Raw genomic sequence first — 19,347 nt, 5'->3', positions numbered from 1 at the left:
AATTCGGATGTTTTTTTTATTTCTATTTTTATGTAGTATCAAAAATTAAAATGATGATTAAAAATATACTTGGATTAGATTTGGGAACCAACTCCATTGGCTGGGCTTTGATAAAACAAAATTTTGAAAATAAGTATGGCGAAATTCTTGGGATGGGAAGCCGAATTATCCCAATGTCACAGGATGTTTTAGGAGAATTCGGAAAAGGGAATTCTGTTTCGCAAACTGCTGCAAGAACCGATTATAGGGGAGTGAGAAGGTTACGTGAACGATTTTTGTTAAGAAGAGAAAGGCTTCACAGAGTTTTAAACGTCTTAAATTTTCTTCCGGAACATTATGCTTCGCAGATTGATTTTAAAAAACGATTTGGAAAGTTCAAAGAGGAAACTGAACCGAAATTGGCTTACAATAATGATGGGTTTATTTTTAAGAATTCTTTTGAAGAAATGCTTACTGATTTTAAAAATCATCAACCTCAACTTCTAGCGAATAACAAAAAGATTCCTTATGACTGGACAATTTATTATCTCCGCAAAAAGGCACTCTATCATAAAATACAAAAAGAAGAACTTGCTTGGATTCTATTGAATTTTAATCAAAAACGTGGATATTATCAATTGCGAGGTGAAGATTTTGAAGACGAGAAGAACAAAGTATTTGTCAGATTGAAAGTAGACAGAATTGTTGATTCTGGAGAAAACATTAAAGGAAAAATTCTTTATGATGTATATTTTGAAAATGGATGGAAATATGAAAAGCAGATTGTAAAAACTGAAGATTGGATAGGACGTACGAAAGAATTCATCGTTACGGAATCTATTTTAAAAAATGGTGATATAAAGAGAACCTTTAAAGCTGTAGATTCTGAAAACGATTGGATTGCAATAAAAACAATGACTGAACAAGAAATCGACAAATCCCACCAAACTGTTGGAACATATATTTACGAAGCTCTTCTTCAAAACCCGAAACAGAAGATCAAAGGAAAACTTGTTCGTACCATCGAGAGAAAGTTTTACAAAGAAGAACTCAAACAGATTTTAGAAAAACAGAAAGAATTTCATCATGAATTACAGAATGATGATTTGTACAATGATTGTGTGCGTGAGTTGTATCGAAATAACGAGTCACATCAGTTGACTTTAAGTAAAAAGGAATTTGTACATCTTTTTATGGATGATATTATTTTTTACCAAAGGCCTTTGAGAAGCCAAAAATCGTCTATCTCCAATTGTACTTTGGAATTCAGAAAGTATAGGGATGAAAATGGAGTAGAGCATACACAGTTTTTAAAAGCTATCCCAAAATCTAATCCGTATTATCAGGAATTCCGTATCTGGCAATGGATTTTCAACCTGAATATTTATAAAAAAGATGATGATTCTAATGTTACAAAAGAATTTTTAAATACAATTGAAGATTTTGAAAATCTATTTGAGTTCTTGAATAACCGTAAAGAAATTGAACAGAAACCATTACTTAAATTTCTCTTAGAACAAAAAGATTTTAAAGGAAAGTTATTAAGTGCCGAAATCGAAAAATACCGTTGGAATTATGTTGAAGATAAAAAATATCCTTGCAACGAAACCAGAACAATGATTTTGTCTAGATTGGATAAGGTCGAAAATATTTCTATTGATTTTCTGACAAGAGAATTCGAACAAAAAATTTGGCATATCATCTATTCTGTAAATGACAAAATTGAATACGAAAAAGCATTGAAAACTTTTGCTGTGAAAAATAATCTTGATGAAAATTCTTTCCTCGAGGTGTTCAGAAAATTTCCACCATTTAAAAGCGAATATGGTTCCTTTTCTGAAAAAGCGATTAAGAAACTGCTGCCTTTGATGAGATTGGGTAAATACTGGGAGTACGAAAATATCAATGAGCATTCAAAAGACAGGATTCAGAAAATTATTACCGGTGAATTTGATGAAAATATCAAGAATAGAGTGAGAGAAAAGTCAACTCATCTTAAGGTAGAAAATGATTTTCAAGGTCTGCAATTATGGTTGGCTCAATACATTGTTTATGGAAGACATTCAGAGGCATCAATGATTGGTAAATGGAATTCTGCTGATGATTTGGAAAAGTTCTTAAATGAATTTAAACAGCACTCGCTTCGTAACCCTATTGTAGAGCAGGTAATTACAGAAACGCTTCGCGTGGTAAAAGATATCTGGTTGAAATACGGAAAGGGAGCTAAAGATTTCTTCAGCGAAATTCATATTGAGCTAGGGAGAGAAATGAAACAGACAAAAGATGAAAGAGCAGATACAACAAAAAGAATAACGGAGAATGAAAATACAAATCTTCGTATCAAAGCTTTACTGGCAGAAATGATGAATGATAATTCTGTTGAGAATGTTCGCCCATATTCTCCAATGCAGCATGAAATTCTGAAGATTTATGAAGATGGAATTTTAAGATCTGACATAGAAATTGACGATGACATTCTGAAAATAAGTAAAACAGCCCAGCCTTCTTCATCTGATTTAAAAAGATACAAACTTTGGTTGGAACAGAGGTATAAATCACCTTATACAGGACAGATCATTCCACTAAATAAGTTATTTACCCCGGAATATGAGATTGAACATATTATTCCACAAAGTAGATATTTTGATGATAGTTTTAACAATAAGATCATCTGTGAATCGGCAGTTAATAAATTGAAAGATAATTATATTGGTTTAGGATTTATTAAACAGTTTGGAGGCACAATGGTTGAATGTGGCTTTGGGAGAAGTGTAAAAGTCTTTGAAGCCGGAGAATATGAAGATTTTGTAAAAAAGCATTATGCCAATAATAGGGGAAAAAGAAGCAAACTCCTTTTAGAAGATATTCCAGATAAAATGATTGAACGCCAGATGAATGATACTCGTCATATCAGTAAATATATTTCCGGTGTTCTTTCCAACATTGTGAGAGTGGAAGATGGTACAGATGAAGGGGTGAATTCCAAAAATGTTGTGTCCGGAAATGGAAAAATAACATCACAATTAAAACAAGATTGGGGTCTGAATGATGTTTGGAATGAATTGATATTGCCACGTTTTGAAAGGATGAATCAATTGACCAATTCAACTGATTTTACTACCTGGAATGAAAATTATCAGAAGTTTTTACCAACGGTTCCGGTTGAGTTTTCAAAAGGGTTTTCAAAGAAAAGAATTGATCATCGCCATCACGCTTTAGATGCTTTAGTTATTGCTTGTGCTACAAAAGATCATGTGAATTTACTCAACAATCAATCAGCTAAATCAGACACGAAACGATATGATTTGAAAAAGAAACTGATGAAATTTGAAAAATCAGTGTACAATCATCCCCAAACTAATGAAAGAATAGAACGGGAAGTACCGAAACATTTTTTGAAACCTTGGGAAAACTTTACTGTTGAAGCTAAAAATAATTTAGAGAAAATCATTGTAAGCTTTAAACAAAATCTTCGTGTAATTAATAAAGCTACGAATCATTATGAAAAATATGTTGAGAAAGATGGCGTGAAAATCAAAGAAAGGGTAGAGCAGACTGGAACGAATTGGGCGATAAGAAAACCAATGCATAAAGAATTTGTTTATGCAAAAGTGAATTTACCTTGGGTAAAAGTTAGTGGTAAAGAGATATTAACTGCAATTAGAAAACCGTTGGATATAAGTTTCGATGAGAAAAAAATTAGCAATTCAATAACGGATACTGGTATACAAAAAATACTTTTAGCACATTTGAAAAAATATAAAGGAACTTTAGATGATAAAGGAAAAGAAATCGCTCCGGAAATACTTGCGTTTACACCAGAAGCCATAGAGGAGATGAATAAAAACATTATTGAATTAAATGATGGAATATTTCATCAGCCAATTTTTAAAGTAAGGGTATTTGAAAAAGGAACGGGAAGATTTTCAATTGGACAATCAGGTAATAAGAAAAATAAATATGTAGAAGCAGCTAAAGGAACTAACTTATTTTTTGCAATTTATGAAGATAAAAGCGGAAAAAGAAGTTACGAAACAATTCCTTTGAATGAAGTTATTGAAAGACAAAAACAAGGATTGAATTCAGTTCCGTTAGAAAATAAAAAGGGACATAAACTATTATTTCACTTATCTCCTAATGATTTAGTTTATGTTCCCGAAGAAGGTGAATTTACAGGAAGAGTTTTTAATTTGAATGATTTAAATAAAGAACAAATTAAAAGAATTTATAAAGTTGAAAAAACTTCAGGTACTGAATGTTACTTCGTTCGTCAAGATATTGCTTTTCTAATAAAGCAATACGATGCGAAAACTAAAATTGGAGAATTGGAAAGCCAGAATAAACTTCAAGTCACAATGTCAGAGGATAGAACCAAAATTGCAGATGTTTGCCTTAAAATTGATTGTGATAGACTAGGTGATATAAATATTCTAACAAAAGAAAAAATTAAAAAAATGTTTGATGAATATAGATAATATTGCAATTGATACAAATGTTCTTTTATATGCTTTTGATAATAAGGATATTAAAAAGCAAGATAAGGCGGTAGAGATATTGCTTAAAAGACCATTTGTTACTCAATTAGTTCTTTTTGAATTTATAAAAATTCTTGAAAGAAAATGGAAAAAGGATAAGAAAGAAGTTACAAAACTTACTATTAAAATACTTGATGAATTGGTATTTCCACTGTCACAACATAGCGATATGTATAATTATGCCTATTTTTTGACCCTAAAATATAATTATGGATTGAGTGATATTTTTATACTTTCAGATTCAATACTTAATGACTGTACTATTTTACTTTCAGAAGATATGTGTAATGGAATGATTGTCGATAAAAAATTAAAAATCATAAATCCTTTTTTATGATCACCCGTTCCATCTACATCGGTAACCCTGCTTATCTTAAACTTAAAGATGAACAGATGTATATTTTAGAGCCTTCCACTAAAGAAATGAAGGGTAAAGTTCCGGTGGAAGATTTGGGATTATTGATGTTGGATCACTTCCAGATTACGATCTCACATCAATTGATTCAGAAAATGATGGGAAATAATGTAGTAGTGGTGAGTTGTGATGGTCATCATTTACCACATGGAATTATGCTTCCGCTTTATGGACACACTGAACATTCTGATCGAATTAAAGATCAATTAGAAGCCAGTGAACCTCTCAAAAAACAACTTTGGAAACAAACTGTAGAATCTAAGATTGAAAACCAGAAAGAGGTTTTAAAACGGTTAGGAAATTATTACGAACCAATGATTGATTACCAAAATAATGTAAAAAGTGGTGATATTACCAATATGGAAGGTATTGCAGCACAGCATTACTGGAAGTATCTCATCAGTCTGGATTTTTTGAGACAGCGTTTTGGAGATTCACCCAATCAGTTTTTCAATTTTGGATATTCGGTTCTCAGAAGCATTGTGGCAAGAGCGATTGTAGAGACCGGATTGCTTCCTGTTCTCGGGGTTTTTCATAAAAATAAATACAATCCTTACTGTCTTGCCGATGATCTGATGGAGCCTTACCGCCCTTTTATCGATTTATTGGTAATGCAATGGCTTGAAATCCATTCAGAAACGGAAGAACTAACGAAAGAATTTAAAGCTTTTGTCTTACAGATTGCAACTAAAGATGTGAAAATAGATGATAAAACCAGACCATTGCTGGTAGCCGTAAAAACAACAGCCACATCACTGTATAAATGTTATACGGGAGAAAAACGCCTGATCTCTTATCCTGAACTGATATGAATGCCGAAAGGTTTAATGCCTACCGAATTATGTGGGTTTTAGTATTATATGATTTGCCGACAGAGACTAAAGCCAATATGAAAGACGCTAGCCGCTTTCGTAAATCTTTGCTTGATGATGGTTTTACGTTATTTCAGTTTTCAATGTATGTAAGGCATTGTCCAAGTCGTGAAAATGCTGAAGTCCATATTAAAAGAGTAAAGTTCATGCTTCCAAAAGCCGGAAAAGTAGCTATTATGTGCATTACCGACAAACAGTTTGGAGATATTGAAATATTCTTTGCCAGAAATAAAGAAGAACCTCCTCCAACCTTTCAACAGCTTGAATTATTCTAATTTTTAAATCCTAAAAACAAAAACAATCTACTGATTTTCAGTAGATTGTTTTTTGAGGTTGTGACTAATCACGAAGATAATAATTTTTGAAAGCAATTCACAACGGAGTTGAAAGGATTCAGCAACAAATGCAGGTTGTGACTAATCACGAAGATAATAATTTTTGAAAGCAATTCACAACACAATAGATTACTAAGAAATTATTCAAAAAGTTGTGACTAATCACGAAGATAATAATTTTTGAAAGCAATTCACAACACAAACAAAAAATAGATTTATTATGACTAAGTTGTGACTAATCACGAAGATAATAATTTTTGAAAGCAATTCACAACTTCCTCAGGGACGTGCATATGAAGGTAAAGGTTGTGACTAATCACGAAGATAATAATTTTTGAAAGCAATTCACAACATAACGAGATGCGTTTAGCTAGCGTAAGAGGTTGTGACTAATCACGAAGATAATAATTTTTGAAAGCAATTCACAACAGACTGAGTACAATGATCCTAAGAATGTTAGTTGTGACTAATCACGAAGATAATAATTTTTGAAAGCAATTCACAACGTTTCTTGCTTATCAGAAGATATATATAGAGTTGTGACTAATCACGAAGATAATAATTTTTGAAAGCAATTCACAACTACTCTGGTGGTAGATATATGGAAGCAACAGTTGTGACTAATCACGAAGATAATAATTTTTGAAAGCAATTCACAACACAAACAAAAAATAGATTTATTATGACTAAGTTGTGACTAATCACGAAGATAATAATTTTTGAAAGCAATTCACAACTGCCTATGTGGGGACAAATAAACAGGGTTTGTTGTGACTAATCACGAAGATAATAATTTTTGAAAGCAATTCACAACAAAGAGTGGAATGAATACCGAAAGGACAAGGTTGTGACTAATCACGAAGATAATAATTTTTGAAAGCAATTCACAACAGAACACGGCTATGTTATTGGTATTATATCGTTGTGACTAATCACGAAGATAATAATTTTTGAAAGCAATTCACAACAGAACACGGCTATGTTATTGGTATTATATCGTTGTGACTAATCACGAAGATAATAATTTTTGAAAGCAATTCACAACACCTTCTGATATGTTTTTAAATCTTCGTAAGTTGTGACTAATCACGAAGATAATAATTTTTGAAAGCAATTCACAACATATGCCATAAATGGCAATGCCGATATAGTGTTGTGACTAATCACGAAGATAATAATTTTTGAAAGCAATTCACAACACGTTGGGCTTCTTCCATAGCCGCTTTATCGTTGTGACTAATCACGAAGATAATAATTTTTGAAAGCAATTCACAACTAGTTGCATGAATATATGAATCTAAAACAGTTGTGACTAATCACGAAGATAATAATTTTTGAAAGCAATTCACAACACTTAAACATTGCCATATGCATTTACTTATGTTGTGACTAATCACGAAGATAATAATTTTTGAAAGCAATTCACAACCGCAAGTCTTTGTCAGGGCCAGCGTAATAAGTTGTGACTAATCACGAAGATAATAATTTTTGAAAGCAATTCACAACGATATTTGTTCGCTCTTCGTAAAGCGCAGCGTTGTGACTAATCACGAAGATAATAATTTTTGAAAGCAATTCACAACTAGTAGGCTCACTAGAAAGTGTACATGAATGTTGTGACTAATCACGAAGATAATAATTTTTGAAAGCAATTCACAACCACATATGTCTTGTCCTGTTTTGTTTTATTGTTGTGACTAATCACGAAGATAATAATTTTTGAAAGCAATTCACAACTCGTTGTATAGTCAGTTAACAGAAGTCGTAGTTGTGACTAATCACGAAGATAATAATTTTTGAAAGCAATTCACAACAGTTTTGCCAATCTGATGTGTCAACAACAAGTTGTGACTAATCACGAAGATAATAATTTTTGAAAGCAATTCACAACATAGGAGTTTCTACTTTTATCTTGCTAGTTGTTGTGACTAATCACGAAGATAATAATTTTTGAAAGCAATTCACAACGGTCACTTCATAACGATAAACAGGTTCATCGTTGTGACTAATCACGAAGATAATAATTTTTGAAAGCAATTCACAACGTTTTATTAACTTGCTCTTGGGTAAGACTAGTTGTGACTAATCACGAAGATAATAATTTTTGAAAGCAATTCACAACGTAAAAACATATTACCGATGTCTGAGCCCAGTTGTGACTAATCACGAAGATAATAATTTTTGAAAGCAATTCACAACACTGTAGAGCAAATACAGTCAAAATGGATTGTTGTGACTAATCACGAAGATAATAATTTTTGAAAGCAATTCACAACATCGTCTTAATTATGGTGATCCTTCGGGCCGTTGTGACTAATCACGAAGATAATAATTTTTGAAAGCAATTCACAACCCTCAATATGTTCAACCGTTTTATAAACAAGTTGTGACTAATCACGAAGATAATAATTTTTTGAAAGCAATTCACAACAAGATTAGCATCATGAGAACCTTGCTTTTAGTTGTGACTAATCACGAAGATAATAATTTTTGAAAGCAATTCACAACTAATTACTGAAACAAAGAAAATCGGCCAGCGTTGTGACTAATCACGAAGATAATAATTTTTGAAAGCAATTCACAACTAAAAACATATTTCCAATATCTGAACCTAAGTTGTGACTAATCACGAAGATAATAATTTTTGAAAGCAATTCACAACGGAAGATATGTCTTATACTGATTGGCTTAGGTTGTGACTAATCACGAAGATAATAATTTTTGAAAGCAATTCACAACTGCCTGTTTATCCATTCTAGATTATCTACAGTTGTGACTAATCACGAAGATAATAATTTTTGAAAGCAATTCACAACTGTAAGCACTCCAATCTTCATGGGTTGGAGGTTGTGACTAATCACGAAGATAATAATTTTTGAAAGCAATTCACAACAACCTCCCTGAATGTCATTTGCTCGTAAATGTTGTGACTAATCACGAAGATAATAATTTTTGAAAGCAATTCACAACCAAAATCACCATCTTTAAGTTTCAAAAACAGTTGTGACTAATCACGAAGATAATAATTTTTGAAAGCAATTCACAACGAGCAGAAAGAACGCTCAGCAACTCTACCTGTTGTGACTAATCACGAAGATAATAATTTTTGAAAGCAATTCACAACTAATTACTGAAACAAAGAAAATCGGCCAGCGTTGTGACTAATCACGAAGATAATAATTTTTGAAAGCAATTCACAACTAAAAACATATTTCCAATATCTGAACCTAAGTTGTGACTAATCACGAAGATAATAATTTTTGAAAGCAATTCACAACTCATAGAATAGTCATTTCTGACGTCTCTGTGCTGTGACTAATCACGAAGATAATAATTTTTGAAAGCAATTCACAACGAAAAACTATATACAGATAGAACAAATAATGCTGTGACTAATCACGAAGATAATAATTTTTGAAAGCAATTCACAACACACTTTCCGCCGTTTCGTTAATTGGTTTAGCTGTGACTAATCACGAAGATAATAATTTTTGAAAGCAATTCACAACGTTTCCAGTAAATTATGACACGGAATCTGAGCTGTGACTAATCACGAAGATAATAATTTTTGAAAGCAATTCACAACCAAGGAGGAAATAAAGAGGTGAGAATATTCGCTGTGACTAATCACGAAGATAATAATTTTTGAAAGCAATTCACAACACTTCTTTGCCCCTTTACTTCCGGAAATAGCTGTGACTAATCACGAAGATAATAATTTTTGAAAGCAATTCACAACTTATCTCTACTTAACATTTTATTTTTTAAAGCTGTGACTAATCACGAAGATAATAATTTTTGAAAGCAATTCACAACTCCAGAATTTATAAACATAATCCCTTGTTAGCTGTGACTAATCACGAAGATAATAATTTTTGAGAAATTTCTTTTACAGGATCTGTAATGATTACCGGCTCGTCAATGTCGGAACTGCAGGAATTAAGCAGGCTGGCAGATAGGGACAGGAATAGAATTTTTTTCATGGCTTTATTTTTGATGCAAAAAAAATACTTTTTAATGAAACAGAAGTGAGATCAGCCGCATTGTGATAAAGATCATTACAACAAACCGCCTGTAGCACTTACAAACTGCCTATTATTATGAAATTATTTTTGTCCAGGCAGTCAGTTTCTTTATAAACGATAACCATAAAAACTATTAAATAATAACCCATGAAAGTACATTTAATCATTCTCATTTTATTTTCTTCGTTCCTTTTCGGACAGAATTCAAGCTTTATTTATGATTTGAGATACAAACCGAACTCAGACAGCACCAAAACTGAAAAACTTACCTATTATCTGGACGTAAGGGAAAAGGAGTCCCTGTTTCGTTCCAACAAGTTCAGGAGATCAGATTCATTGAGGGTAAAGAGAGGAACTCCTGAAGGATATGATACCCAATTTAATAACAGACAGCTATATGTCAAAAAGAATTTCACGTCTAATGAAACCAAAAGATATGTTTTTGTTCCGATAGTATATAAAACATATGCTATTGATATTACAGATCAGCTTGACTGGAAAATTTCAGATGAGAAACAAATGATCGGCAGCTATAACTGTCAGAAAGCTGAAGTAAGTTATGGAGGAAGAAACTGGGAAGCATGGTTTACCACAGATATAGCCATTTCTGACGGACCTTATATTTTTAAAGGGCTACCCGGATTAATTGTAAAAATAAATGATGAAAAATCCGATTTTCAGTTTAATTTGGTTCAGGTAAAGAACTCCAACTGGAAAGAGCTGTATCCTGCAAAAATTGAAAAAATGATTGCGTGGAGCGATTATGAAAAGCTTCAGAGTGACTTTTACAGTGATCCGCTTTCTGCCGTAAAACCATCTGCTATTACCAACTATGATGAGGCAGGAAATGTCGTGAAAACTGATTTAAGAGAGATGAGAGAAATGATGAAGAAACATATCCGCGCACAAAATAACCCGATAGAACTGAATCATAAAGTGGAGTATAAATAAAGAATAGAGCTGAAATCATCGAGATATCTGATAAAGGTTTTCACTGTTTTACTTGCCTTATTAGAAAAATCAGAGCAATAAATTTATTTCTTGATGTATGTTAAGGTGATAATAGGATGAGGTTTTCTATTTTTGGAATCTCAAAATTGATGATTTTGAATTTTTAAACTTTAAGTAAAGAAAATTTTTTAAACAAACTAAATAGTATGAAAAAACTTAGCGTAATTGCATTAGTAGGAGTAGGATTGCTTGCAGCATCATGTAATAAAGAAAAATCAGCAGAAACTCCGGGTGCAGCTCAGGAGCAGACTGTTGCAGAAAGCAAAGGAGAAGTATTGGCAGTGGATACTGTGGCTTCTATCGTAAACTGGAAAGCTTTCCATAAAGGAGGTTTTGCTCCACGTTGGGGTACACTTAATGTAAAATCAGGAGATTTAAGTGTTGAAGGAGGACAGGTTACCGCAGGAAACTTCGTAATTGATATGAAGTCTCTGAAAGTTGATCCGGCTTCAGTAACTGAAAAAGATAAAAAACCTGAAGATCTTGTAGCTCACTTAAAAAATGAAGATTTCTTTAACGTTGAAAAAAATCCGGTTTCAGATTTTAAAATCACAAGCGTAGCTGATCTTAAAGAAGCTCCTAAAGATGCCGTAGCAGGAGCTAATAAAACAGTAAGCGGAAACCTTACTTTATTAGGAAAAACAATGAACGTAACTTTCCCTGCTAAAGTAGATGTAGCTGAAGGTACAGCAGCTGTTCAGGCTAAATTCACTGTAAACAGAGCTGACTGGGGAATCAAATTCGGTACTTCAGAAGCAGATCCTGCAGAATGGATGATCAGCAAAGATATCGAGATTGCTGTGGATGTAAAGGCTAAGAAATAAGCTTGTCAGATTATACATAACAAAGAACCGCTTCAGAAAAATGAAGCGGTTTTTTTTGTCCGGATATTTCTGAATGGAAAATCCTTGTTATTTAATCTCAGTTCGGGATAAGAATTTTTGATTTATAGAGCTTGGAAGCTGGGAGCCGGAAGAGGGAGGTTCTGAAGGTCATCAATAATAGACAGCCTTCTTTTTAGCTAATCTGATTTTACAGAGGTTTTCTGTATCTATAACAAAAAGCGACTTCCAGCCTCCATTCTTCCATCTTCCAACCTTTTTTAAGCTGATTATTTAACGGTTTCATTATAATATACAGGAAGATTATTGTCTTTATCAAATCCTATAATAATGATCCGGTAATTTTTAGCATCGTCATTGTTGTAAAATTTAATGGAAGTATCTTCGCTGGAGTCCTCATCAAAGGCTGGATTCCAGTAAAGAGTGCTTCGGCTGTCTTGTTGAATACGGTTAAATGCTCCGCCTGAATAGTCCAGGTTATTAAATAGCTCAGGCTTGTCATATCCTCTGAGTGAAACCTGCTTGAGCTGGGTAAACATCTCAGAAGTGGGGATTTTCCCCTGGCTTCCGCCTCTTTTGGTGTAGATGAGAATAGCACCGCCGGATCCACCGCCAAATCCTCCCATGAAGTAGTCTTTGATAATCTTTACCATAGCAACATCAGACATGGAAAGAAATGAAATCTGCTCAGGGCTAATAATCATCTCATCCAGATAGATCATAGGCTGGCCCCCCCTGATTAAAGGAACAAAAGCACCCTCTCTTTGCTGTATCTGAAGACCTGCAACCCTGCCTTGCAGCCATTGCATCACATTCGTGTGTCCCTGAGCTTTACCTTCATCATTAACAAAATCAAATACGGTTTCATTACTGCTCCTGAATAAAGGACTGCTTAATTCGTCATTGAGTTTCTTGGTCAGGTCTTTTTTCTGTGCTCTTAATTTTACCTCCTGAATATTGATTATTTTTTCATTAATCAATTTCTGATTGCTTTTTGTAGTTATGGAGCGGGTAATCTCTTCAGGAAGAGGATCATTGGGTAAGCGCTTCGTGAGAATGTATCTGCTTTCAGGCAGACTGCTTCTGTACGGGACAAAATTATAATTGGGCTGAAAAATAACCTGAACCTGCTCTTTAGGAACTTTGGTTTCTTTATTCTCTCCATTTAACTGATAATGAAATTTAAACAGATCGTGAAAAATCAGTCCGCCCAATGTGAAGAATCCATTCGCATCTGTTTTCACAGGATAAAGGCCCATGCTTTGCTTTTCTGTGTTAAATATTAAGTTTAAAGTGGCATTAGGGGCCGGCTTTCCTAATACAGATACCTTTCCCTTGTAAGAAATATATTGTTCCGGATTATTTCTGATGATCGGGAAATCTCCTGCCATAACAGATTTCCAGTCAAATCTTTTCCATTTTTCAGAAATTAGAACAGCATCCAGTGCATCGGAATTATGCCCTTTTGTAAAATACTGATAAGGAGAAGACAGTTTCGAAGTTATATCTCCCGTAAGCCATAATGTGCTTAAAAGGCTGTTGTCGTCTTCTGTACTTTGAAAACGGCCATCCGCCACAGCTACAGTATAATGAGACACACTATTATCTGTATTTATTTTGAAAGAATTTAAAGCACGCGGGGCTTCATTTAATGAAGAAGACAGGGTAGGCTGTTTCACTTTTAGCTGGTCAGGCTTTACAAAGCAAAGTCTCTGGGTAATAACAGCATCCTTGTCATCAATAACAATGATCTGGAGAATTCCGTTAACAAGTTGTCCGGCAGGTATCGTATACACTTTTTCGTCAGATAATGTATTGATGACAGACTTAAAAACCAACTGATTATTAATTGTACCTATAACTTTGTAAAAAGTACTGGGATTAGCTATGTTTTTTGATTTTAATGAATATTTGATACCATCTGTCCTGCTTTCAACCTGAAGATTAATTCCGGAAGATGAAACAGCAGGAAGATTAATGCTTTGCTGGTTTCCTTTTGCGTCCTCTACAAAAAGTTTATATGTTTTACCGCTTTGGGGAGTCATTCGGAATGAGCCTACATTTTCATCAAAACCTTTAAAACTTACAATCTTCTCATCGGGTTTTGCCGTATCAACAACATAACCATTCCAACCGGAAGGTATAGCCCCTTTAGATTGTATTCTTACAGCAAGCTTTGTATTGATTCCGTTGATAAATGTACCGCTTTCAGGGTAAACAGAAGCTGTCCATGGAGAATTGATGTTAAGCTCCAGTTTTTCAGGAGAAGCCGGATTATAGACAGGAATCTCTTTTACCAGTTGAAAGCCCTCACTGAAGTTAGTCATCCAGGTAGTATAGGCTCTCATATAATACACGTCTTCTTTCATAGATTCAGGAAGAGTGAAGCTTCCGTTGCCCTGACCATCGAATAAAGGAACTAGTTTTTTATCAATGAGTACTTTATTCCTGTCATATAATTCTACGAAAAGATTGGTCGAAATATCAGAAGGAGTGTATCCATCAAATACAAAAGATTTGAACCATATATGGTCTCCTGCTAAATAGCTGCTTTTATTCAGCAATAAATGTATTTTTTCCTGAGGATATTTTTCTTCAAGGGTCTGGATGGCCAATTCTGCTTTATCCTGAGCTGAAAGGCCCATGAATACATTTAAAGTAAATAATAGTATTAGTTTTTTTGACATCTTGTTTATTTACTGATTGAATTTTTTTTTAATAATGACTAAAAATACATTATTTGTTTTTCCAGAACAAGTATTTTTGTGGAATGTTATTGTATCTCTTTCTTATAAACATAATCGTATTCATTGTTTACGGTTATGATAAGTATCTTTCTAAAAGCCATAAAAGACGGATCTCTGAAAATGCCCTTTTAGGACTTTCACTTCTGGGAGGAATCATAGGAGCTGCTTCAGGAATGATCATTTTCAATCATAAAACTTCAAAAAAATCATTTCTTGTCAAGTTTTTTCTGGTGGTTTTAATTGATTTGGTGCTGCTGTATAGGTTGATGAGGCATTGAAAAAGGACAAAACTCCCTTTTTTGGGGAGCTTTTTATGATCATTTACAAAGCAAATACTTTACTTTCCAGGAACGATTTCGCTTCAATTGAAGTGTCAAATCTTAAAACCTGATAGGCTGATAAGTGGATGTCTACTGGTGCCAGAGCTGATATATCCAGAAAAAAGCTAAGATGAGTGTCCAAAGGATCTGCTGAAGCATAACCTACGATGGTCTGCCATTTATTTTTGACTGTTGGGGTATACTGCATGACTTGATATTCATTTTCATTCCACACAAAAAAAGTAGGATCACCGGAATTAACTTTCATGTCAAAAGTGATTACATAATATCCTCCTTTGTTTGGATGAGTATTTACCAGGCTGTTTTCCAGTCGCATATAGCTTGTAACATAGTTAGGATCACCGCCTGATGGCAAAGTCGGAAAAGGAATGTTGAACTGATTACATGTTTCAAAAATAACACCATCATTTACGACCATTCCTGTTACCGGAGCCAGATTACCTGTAAGAATTTCGGAGGTTTCCAGGGTTACAGATTTTAATTTATTTTTGATATTTCCAACTTTGTTAAACCTCGGCGTGCTGATGGCTGGACGCGTAACAGCACTGTTGCTGTTATTATTGATGTGTACTGTCCGGCTGTAATCAAGACTATCTGCCAAGATAATATTGTCATTTTTAGGAAGACCGAAAATTGTGGAAGGTCGATATAAAATTAAATTACTATTGTACCCTACAACCTTTGACTCTGCAGCGTTAACTCCGATGTTAGATTCTGTATAACAGTTTGTAGCTTTTACAATGATGTTCTCTCCATTGATATAATAATCAGATACAAATGAATTATTTACGTTACAGTTTAAGTTTTTTCCTTCAAAAATATGAGTGTGCGGATTAATGTTTTTCTGCCCCTTTGTGCTGCCGGACCATGTGTCTATTGATATAGGAGTAGTCTTTTTGACAGTCCCGGATCCTTCATTCCAACACGATTCAATAACAATTGGAGTAATAGCATTGTTACCGTTGATATAGGTATTGATATCATTGTGCTCAAAGATAACATTACTGAAAGTTACTCCTCCAAACCCTTCCGTTTCATTATGAATATATATACCTACTTCATTTCCGGATATTTCACCGCTATAAAAATACTTATTACCAGCATGCATAATATCCAGACTGGTTCCAAATTTATTATCAAGAAAATACATCCCGTATTTATTATGATGAATTCCCACAGAATAAAAATCCATTCCAATGTTTCCGAATAACCCCTGTAATCCCTTATTAAAAAATTTGAAATCTACATTCCTGAAAGTGATATTACCATTGAATTCATCCTGAGAACTGTATTCTGATTCGTGAGCTTTAGCCATACTGATACCATAGCCTTTCCAATCTGTTTGATTTCCGCCTTCGAAAGTTAATTCTTCAATAATTGTTGCATACTGCCAGTAAGGAGCCTTTTGGTCATTTAAAATCATAGCAGGTTCATTATAATCATAAGGTTTTATAAAGGTAGTGCTGCTGCCGGCTCCAAATATTTTAGCCTTATGTTTTACTTCAATATTAACACGGTAGATCCCTTCGGGAAAATAAATGTTTTTTCTGATATTACAAGCATTCTGTACAGCCTGATTATCATTGGTGTTTCCATCTCCGGAAGCTCCAAACCATCTTACGTTTACAGTGTCATTGGGAAGTACTCTGCGGTAAAATACATTGTTTACATTTTTATAAATAATATCATCTGTATTACCCTGTTGTAATAAGAGTTCCGTCATATTTATGGGTTGCTTCCGTAAAAACAGTCCACTCTCCGGTGAAGGGATCATTTAATTCAATTGTTGCCATTTTTTGTTTTTTTTGATGTTATTACTATTCCGTTTCCTGCAGGAAAACTTCTGAGACAAAAGTAATAGGAGACAGCGACAGAACTTGACGTGTTATATTATCATTGAATTTTTTAAAATAATATTTGAAATTTATAGAGATAAAAAAAATGAACATCCAATACAAATATTCAAAGTATTTTCCGGGTAGATTGATCCTATAGTTGCATGAAATTATCGGTACAAACGGTAAAATAAAGAAATAACAGAACCTGATGTCCCATCCCTTTTCCGGAGATTTTAAAAGGATTTTATCTAATTTTCTCATTATGAAATTGTTAAATATTGCATAAACTTTTTAATTAATTCATTTAAAATCACTATTTTTGCACCCGTAAAAATCCTATATGCAAAACATTAGAAATATTGCGATTATCGCACACGTTGACCACGGGAAGACGACTCTGGTTGACAAAATCATTCACGCTACCAACATTTTCCGTGAAAATCAGGAAAGCGGGGAATTAATTATGGATAACAATGATCTTGAAAGAGAAAGAGGGATCACCATCTTATCCAAGAATATTTCTGTTACTTATAAAGACACAAAAATTAACGTAATTGATACTCCTGGTCACGCCGATTTCGGTGGAGAAGTAGAAAGAGTATTGAAAATGGCTGATGGAGTTATTCTATTGGTGGATGCGTTCGAAGGACCAATGCCACAGACAAGATTCGTACTTCAGAAAGCTCTGGAATTAGGATTGAGACCATTAGTGGTAATCAATAAAGTAGATAAGCCAAACTGCCGTCCGGACGAAGTTCACGATCAGGTATTTGATTTATTCTTCAACCTTGAAGCTACTGAAGAACAGCTTGATTTCCCTACATTCTACGGATCTTCAAAACAAGGTTGGTTCAACACTTCATTAGAGCAGACCGAAGATATTTTACCACTATTAGACGGGATTTTACAATACGTTCCTGCTCCAAAAGTAGAAGAAGGAAACCTTCAGATGCAGATTACTTCTTTAGATTTCTCTTCTTTCTTAGGAAGAATTGCCATCGGGAAAGTAACAAGAGGAGAGATCAAAGAATCTCAGTGGATTGGTCTTGCTCAGGCAGATGGTAAAGTGTTGAAAGGTAAAGTAAAAGAACTTTATGTTTTCGAAGGATTAGGAAAGAAAAAAGTAACCGAAGTACAGGCAGGTGATATCTGTGCCGTAGTAGGTTTTGATGCTTTCCAGATTGGTGATTCTTTCGTTGATCTTGAAAATCCTGAACCATTGGAAAGAACGGCAATTGATGAGCCTACATTGAACATGACGTTCTCTATCAACAATTCACCTTTCTTCGGTAAAGACGGTAAATATGTTACGTCTAATCACCTGAAAGAAAGATTAACAAAAGAATTAGAGAAAAACTTAGCATTAAGAGTTCAGCAGACTGATGATGCAAACACGTTCCTTGTATTCGGTAGAGGTATTCTTCACTTATCTGTTTTAATTGAAACAATGAGAAGAGAAGGGTATGAAATGACTATCGGACAGCCGCAGGTAATCCTGAGAGAAATTGACGGTGAAAAATGTGAGCCTTATGAATCCTTGGTAGTGGATGTTCCTGAAGAATTCGCTTCAAGAGTAATCGATTTAGCTACTCAGAGAAAAGGAGATCTTCACATTATGGAAACGAAAGGAGAAATGCAGCATATGGAATTCGAAATTCCTTCAAGAGGATTAATCGGATTACGTTCTCAGATGTTGACTGCTACTGCGGGGGAAGCTATTATGGCACACCGTTTCACAGAATATAAGCCTTTCAAAGGAGCTATTCCTGGAAGAAACAACGGGGTGTTAATCAGCAAAACTCAAGGTCCGGCAACAGAATACTCTATTGCTAAATTACAGGACAGAGGTAAATTCTTCGTAGATCCAGGTGAGGAAATCTATGCTGGGATGATCATCGGTGAACAAAATAAACCAGGCGACCTTGTTGTAAACATCGTAGAAGCGAAGCAGTTGAACAACATGAGAGCTTCTGGAAAAGATAAAGATACTGGTGTTGCTCCAAAAATCTTATTCTCTCTTGAAGAGTGTATGGAATATATTCAGCATGATGAATGTATCGAGGTAACTCCAAACTTCATCAGAATGCGTAAAAAACTTCTTTCTGAAGAAGAAAGAAAAAGAGTAGAAAGATCAGCAAAAGCTTAATCTGAAATTCTTAAATTATAATTTAGCCTCGATTTTTCGGGGCTTTTTTTATGCTCATATTTATGATTTTTGTCAGTTTTCAAATATTTTTATTACTGTTTTTAAAAAACTTTGCAAACTTAATATAGTTAATCCGTTTATTTCGAATTTAATTGTTATTTGTTGTAAAGTGTGAGTTTTCAGTATGTTTTGATTTGTATTTTTATGAATTTCATTGCTTTAATTCAATTTAACATATGATTTTAATAAATACATTTTATT

11 protein-coding genes and 1 CRISPR repeat array are annotated in these 19,347 nt (G+C 33.9%); of the genes, 8 read left to right on the top strand and 3 right to left on the bottom strand.

The window, feature by feature from the left end; all coding sequences use genetic code 11:
* The first annotated feature begins 50 nt into the window (after window positions 1-50).
* Genes cas9 through cas2 form a run of 4 tightly spaced genes read left to right on the top strand, consistent with a single transcriptional unit; the run spans window position 51 to window position 6,076 of the window.
* A complete protein-coding gene (gene cas9 / locus J2Y40_RS22990; protein ID WP_310001629.1) occupies window positions 51-4,454 on the top strand; it encodes a type II CRISPR RNA-guided endonuclease Cas9 in 4,404 nt (1,467 codons plus the stop codon).
* Window positions 4,441-4,851: a PIN domain-containing protein gene (locus J2Y40_RS22985; protein WP_310001628.1), complete on the top strand. Its 411-nt coding sequence runs from the start codon at window positions 4,441-4,443 to the stop codon at window positions 4,849-4,851. The genes cas9 and J2Y40_RS22985 overlap by 14 nt, the downstream gene beginning before the upstream one ends.
* Window positions 4,848-5,741 carry a type II CRISPR-associated endonuclease Cas1 gene (cas1, locus tag J2Y40_RS22980; RefSeq protein ID WP_310001626.1) on the top strand — a complete coding sequence of 298 codons (894 nt, stop codon included), beginning with the start codon at window positions 4,848-4,850 and terminating at the stop codon, window positions 5,739-5,741. Before J2Y40_RS22985 ends, cas1 begins: the two co-directional genes overlap by 4 nt.
* Complete coding sequence (gene cas2 / locus J2Y40_RS22975) at window positions 5,738-6,076, top strand: CRISPR-associated endonuclease Cas2 (RefSeq protein ID WP_153393122.1); 339 nt, start codon at window positions 5,738-5,740, stop codon at window positions 6,074-6,076. The genes cas1 and cas2 overlap by 4 nt, the downstream gene beginning before the upstream one ends.
* A gap of 57 nt (window positions 6,077-6,133) precedes the next feature.
* Window positions 6,134-9,952: direct repeats of the CRISPR family, unit length 47 nt; unit sequence GTTGTGACTAATCACGAAGATAATAATTTTTGAAAGCAATTCACAAC.
* A 41-nt stretch (window positions 9,953-9,993) separates the two neighbouring features.
* Here the strand turns inward: cas2 and J2Y40_RS22970 are convergent.
* On the bottom strand, window positions 9,994-10,119 hold the full coding sequence (locus J2Y40_RS22970; RefSeq protein WP_310001622.1) for a hypothetical protein: 126 nt from the start codon (window positions 10,117-10,119) through the stop codon (window positions 9,994-9,996).
* Window positions 10,120-10,308: 189 nt separating this feature from the next.
* Between J2Y40_RS22970 and J2Y40_RS22965 the strand changes: the two genes are divergently transcribed.
* Both J2Y40_RS22965 and J2Y40_RS22960 read left to right on the top strand, forming a co-directional pair.
* Window positions 10,309-11,112, top strand: a complete 804-nt coding sequence (locus J2Y40_RS22965; protein WP_153393120.1) for a GLPGLI family protein — start codon at window positions 10,309-10,311, stop codon at window positions 11,110-11,112.
* Window positions 11,113-11,318: 206 nt separating this feature from the next.
* Window positions 11,319-11,996, top strand: a complete 678-nt coding sequence (locus tag J2Y40_RS22960; RefSeq protein WP_153393117.1) for a YceI family protein — start codon at window positions 11,319-11,321, stop codon at window positions 11,994-11,996.
* 287 nt (window positions 11,997-12,283) lie between these two features.
* On the opposite strand, the gene J2Y40_RS22955 is transcribed toward J2Y40_RS22960, so the two are convergent.
* Window positions 12,284-14,701, bottom strand: coding sequence for a hypothetical protein (locus tag J2Y40_RS22955; RefSeq protein ID WP_310001618.1), 2,418 nt, complete (start codon window positions 14,699-14,701; stop codon window positions 12,284-12,286).
* Between the two features lie 83 nt (window positions 14,702-14,784).
* Here J2Y40_RS22955 and J2Y40_RS22950 point away from each other — a divergent pair, with 83 nt between their 5' ends.
* Window positions 14,785-15,039: a DUF1294 domain-containing protein gene (locus J2Y40_RS22950; protein ID WP_153393108.1), complete on the top strand. Its 255-nt coding sequence runs from the start codon at window positions 14,785-14,787 to the stop codon at window positions 15,037-15,039.
* Between the two features lie 43 nt (window positions 15,040-15,082).
* On the opposite strand, the gene J2Y40_RS22945 is transcribed toward J2Y40_RS22950, so the two are convergent.
* The gene (locus J2Y40_RS22945) at window positions 15,083-16,825 is read right to left on the bottom strand and encodes a glycosyl hydrolase family 28-related protein (protein WP_310001616.1); all 1,743 of its coding nucleotides are present in this window, start codon (window positions 16,823-16,825) and stop codon (window positions 15,083-15,085) included.
* Window positions 16,826-17,280: 455 nt separating this feature from the next.
* Between J2Y40_RS22945 and typA the strand changes: the two genes are divergently transcribed.
* Complete coding sequence (gene typA, locus J2Y40_RS22940; RefSeq protein WP_153393100.1) at window positions 17,281-19,086, top strand: translational GTPase TypA; 1,806 nt, start codon at window positions 17,281-17,283, stop codon at window positions 19,084-19,086.
* The last annotated feature ends 261 nt before the right edge of the window (window positions 19,087-19,347 follow it).

The sequence above is a fragment of the Chryseobacterium sp. 2987 genome, assembly GCF_031456375.1.
Taxonomy (GTDB): domain Bacteria; phylum Bacteroidota; class Bacteroidia; order Flavobacteriales; family Weeksellaceae; genus Chryseobacterium; species Chryseobacterium vaccae.
This window is presented reverse-complemented; position numbering and strand designations above follow the sequence as displayed.

Bases quoted from the DNA above. Each gene is read 5' to 3' on its own strand.
- cas9 (WP_310001629.1), top strand. From the start codon at position 51: ATGATGATTAAAAATATACTTGGATTAGATTTGGGAACCAACTCCATT.
- J2Y40_RS22985 (WP_310001628.1), top strand. From the start codon at position 4,441: ATGAATATAGATAATATTGCAATTGATACAAATGTTCTTTTATATGCT.
- cas1 (WP_310001626.1), top strand. From the start codon at position 4,848: ATGATCACCCGTTCCATCTACATCGGTAACCCTGCTTATCTTAAACTT.
- cas2 (WP_153393122.1), top strand. From the start codon at position 5,738: ATGAATGCCGAAAGGTTTAATGCCTACCGAATTATGTGGGTTTTAGTA.
- J2Y40_RS22970 (WP_310001622.1), bottom strand. From the start codon at position 10,119: ATGAAAAAAATTCTATTCCTGTCCCTATCTGCCAGCCTGCTTAATTCC.
- J2Y40_RS22965 (WP_153393120.1), top strand. From the start codon at position 10,309: ATGAAAGTACATTTAATCATTCTCATTTTATTTTCTTCGTTCCTTTTC.
- J2Y40_RS22960 (WP_153393117.1), top strand. From the start codon at position 11,319: ATGAAAAAACTTAGCGTAATTGCATTAGTAGGAGTAGGATTGCTTGCA.
- J2Y40_RS22955 (WP_310001618.1), bottom strand. From the start codon at position 14,701: ATGTCAAAAAAACTAATACTATTATTTACTTTAAATGTATTCATGGGC.
- J2Y40_RS22950 (WP_153393108.1), top strand. From the start codon at position 14,785: ATGTTATTGTATCTCTTTCTTATAAACATAATCGTATTCATTGTTTAC.
- J2Y40_RS22945 (WP_310001616.1), bottom strand. From the start codon at position 16,825: ATGACGGAACTCTTATTACAACAGGGTAATACAGATGATATTATTTAT.
- typA (WP_153393100.1), top strand. From the start codon at position 17,281: ATGCAAAACATTAGAAATATTGCGATTATCGCACACGTTGACCACGGG.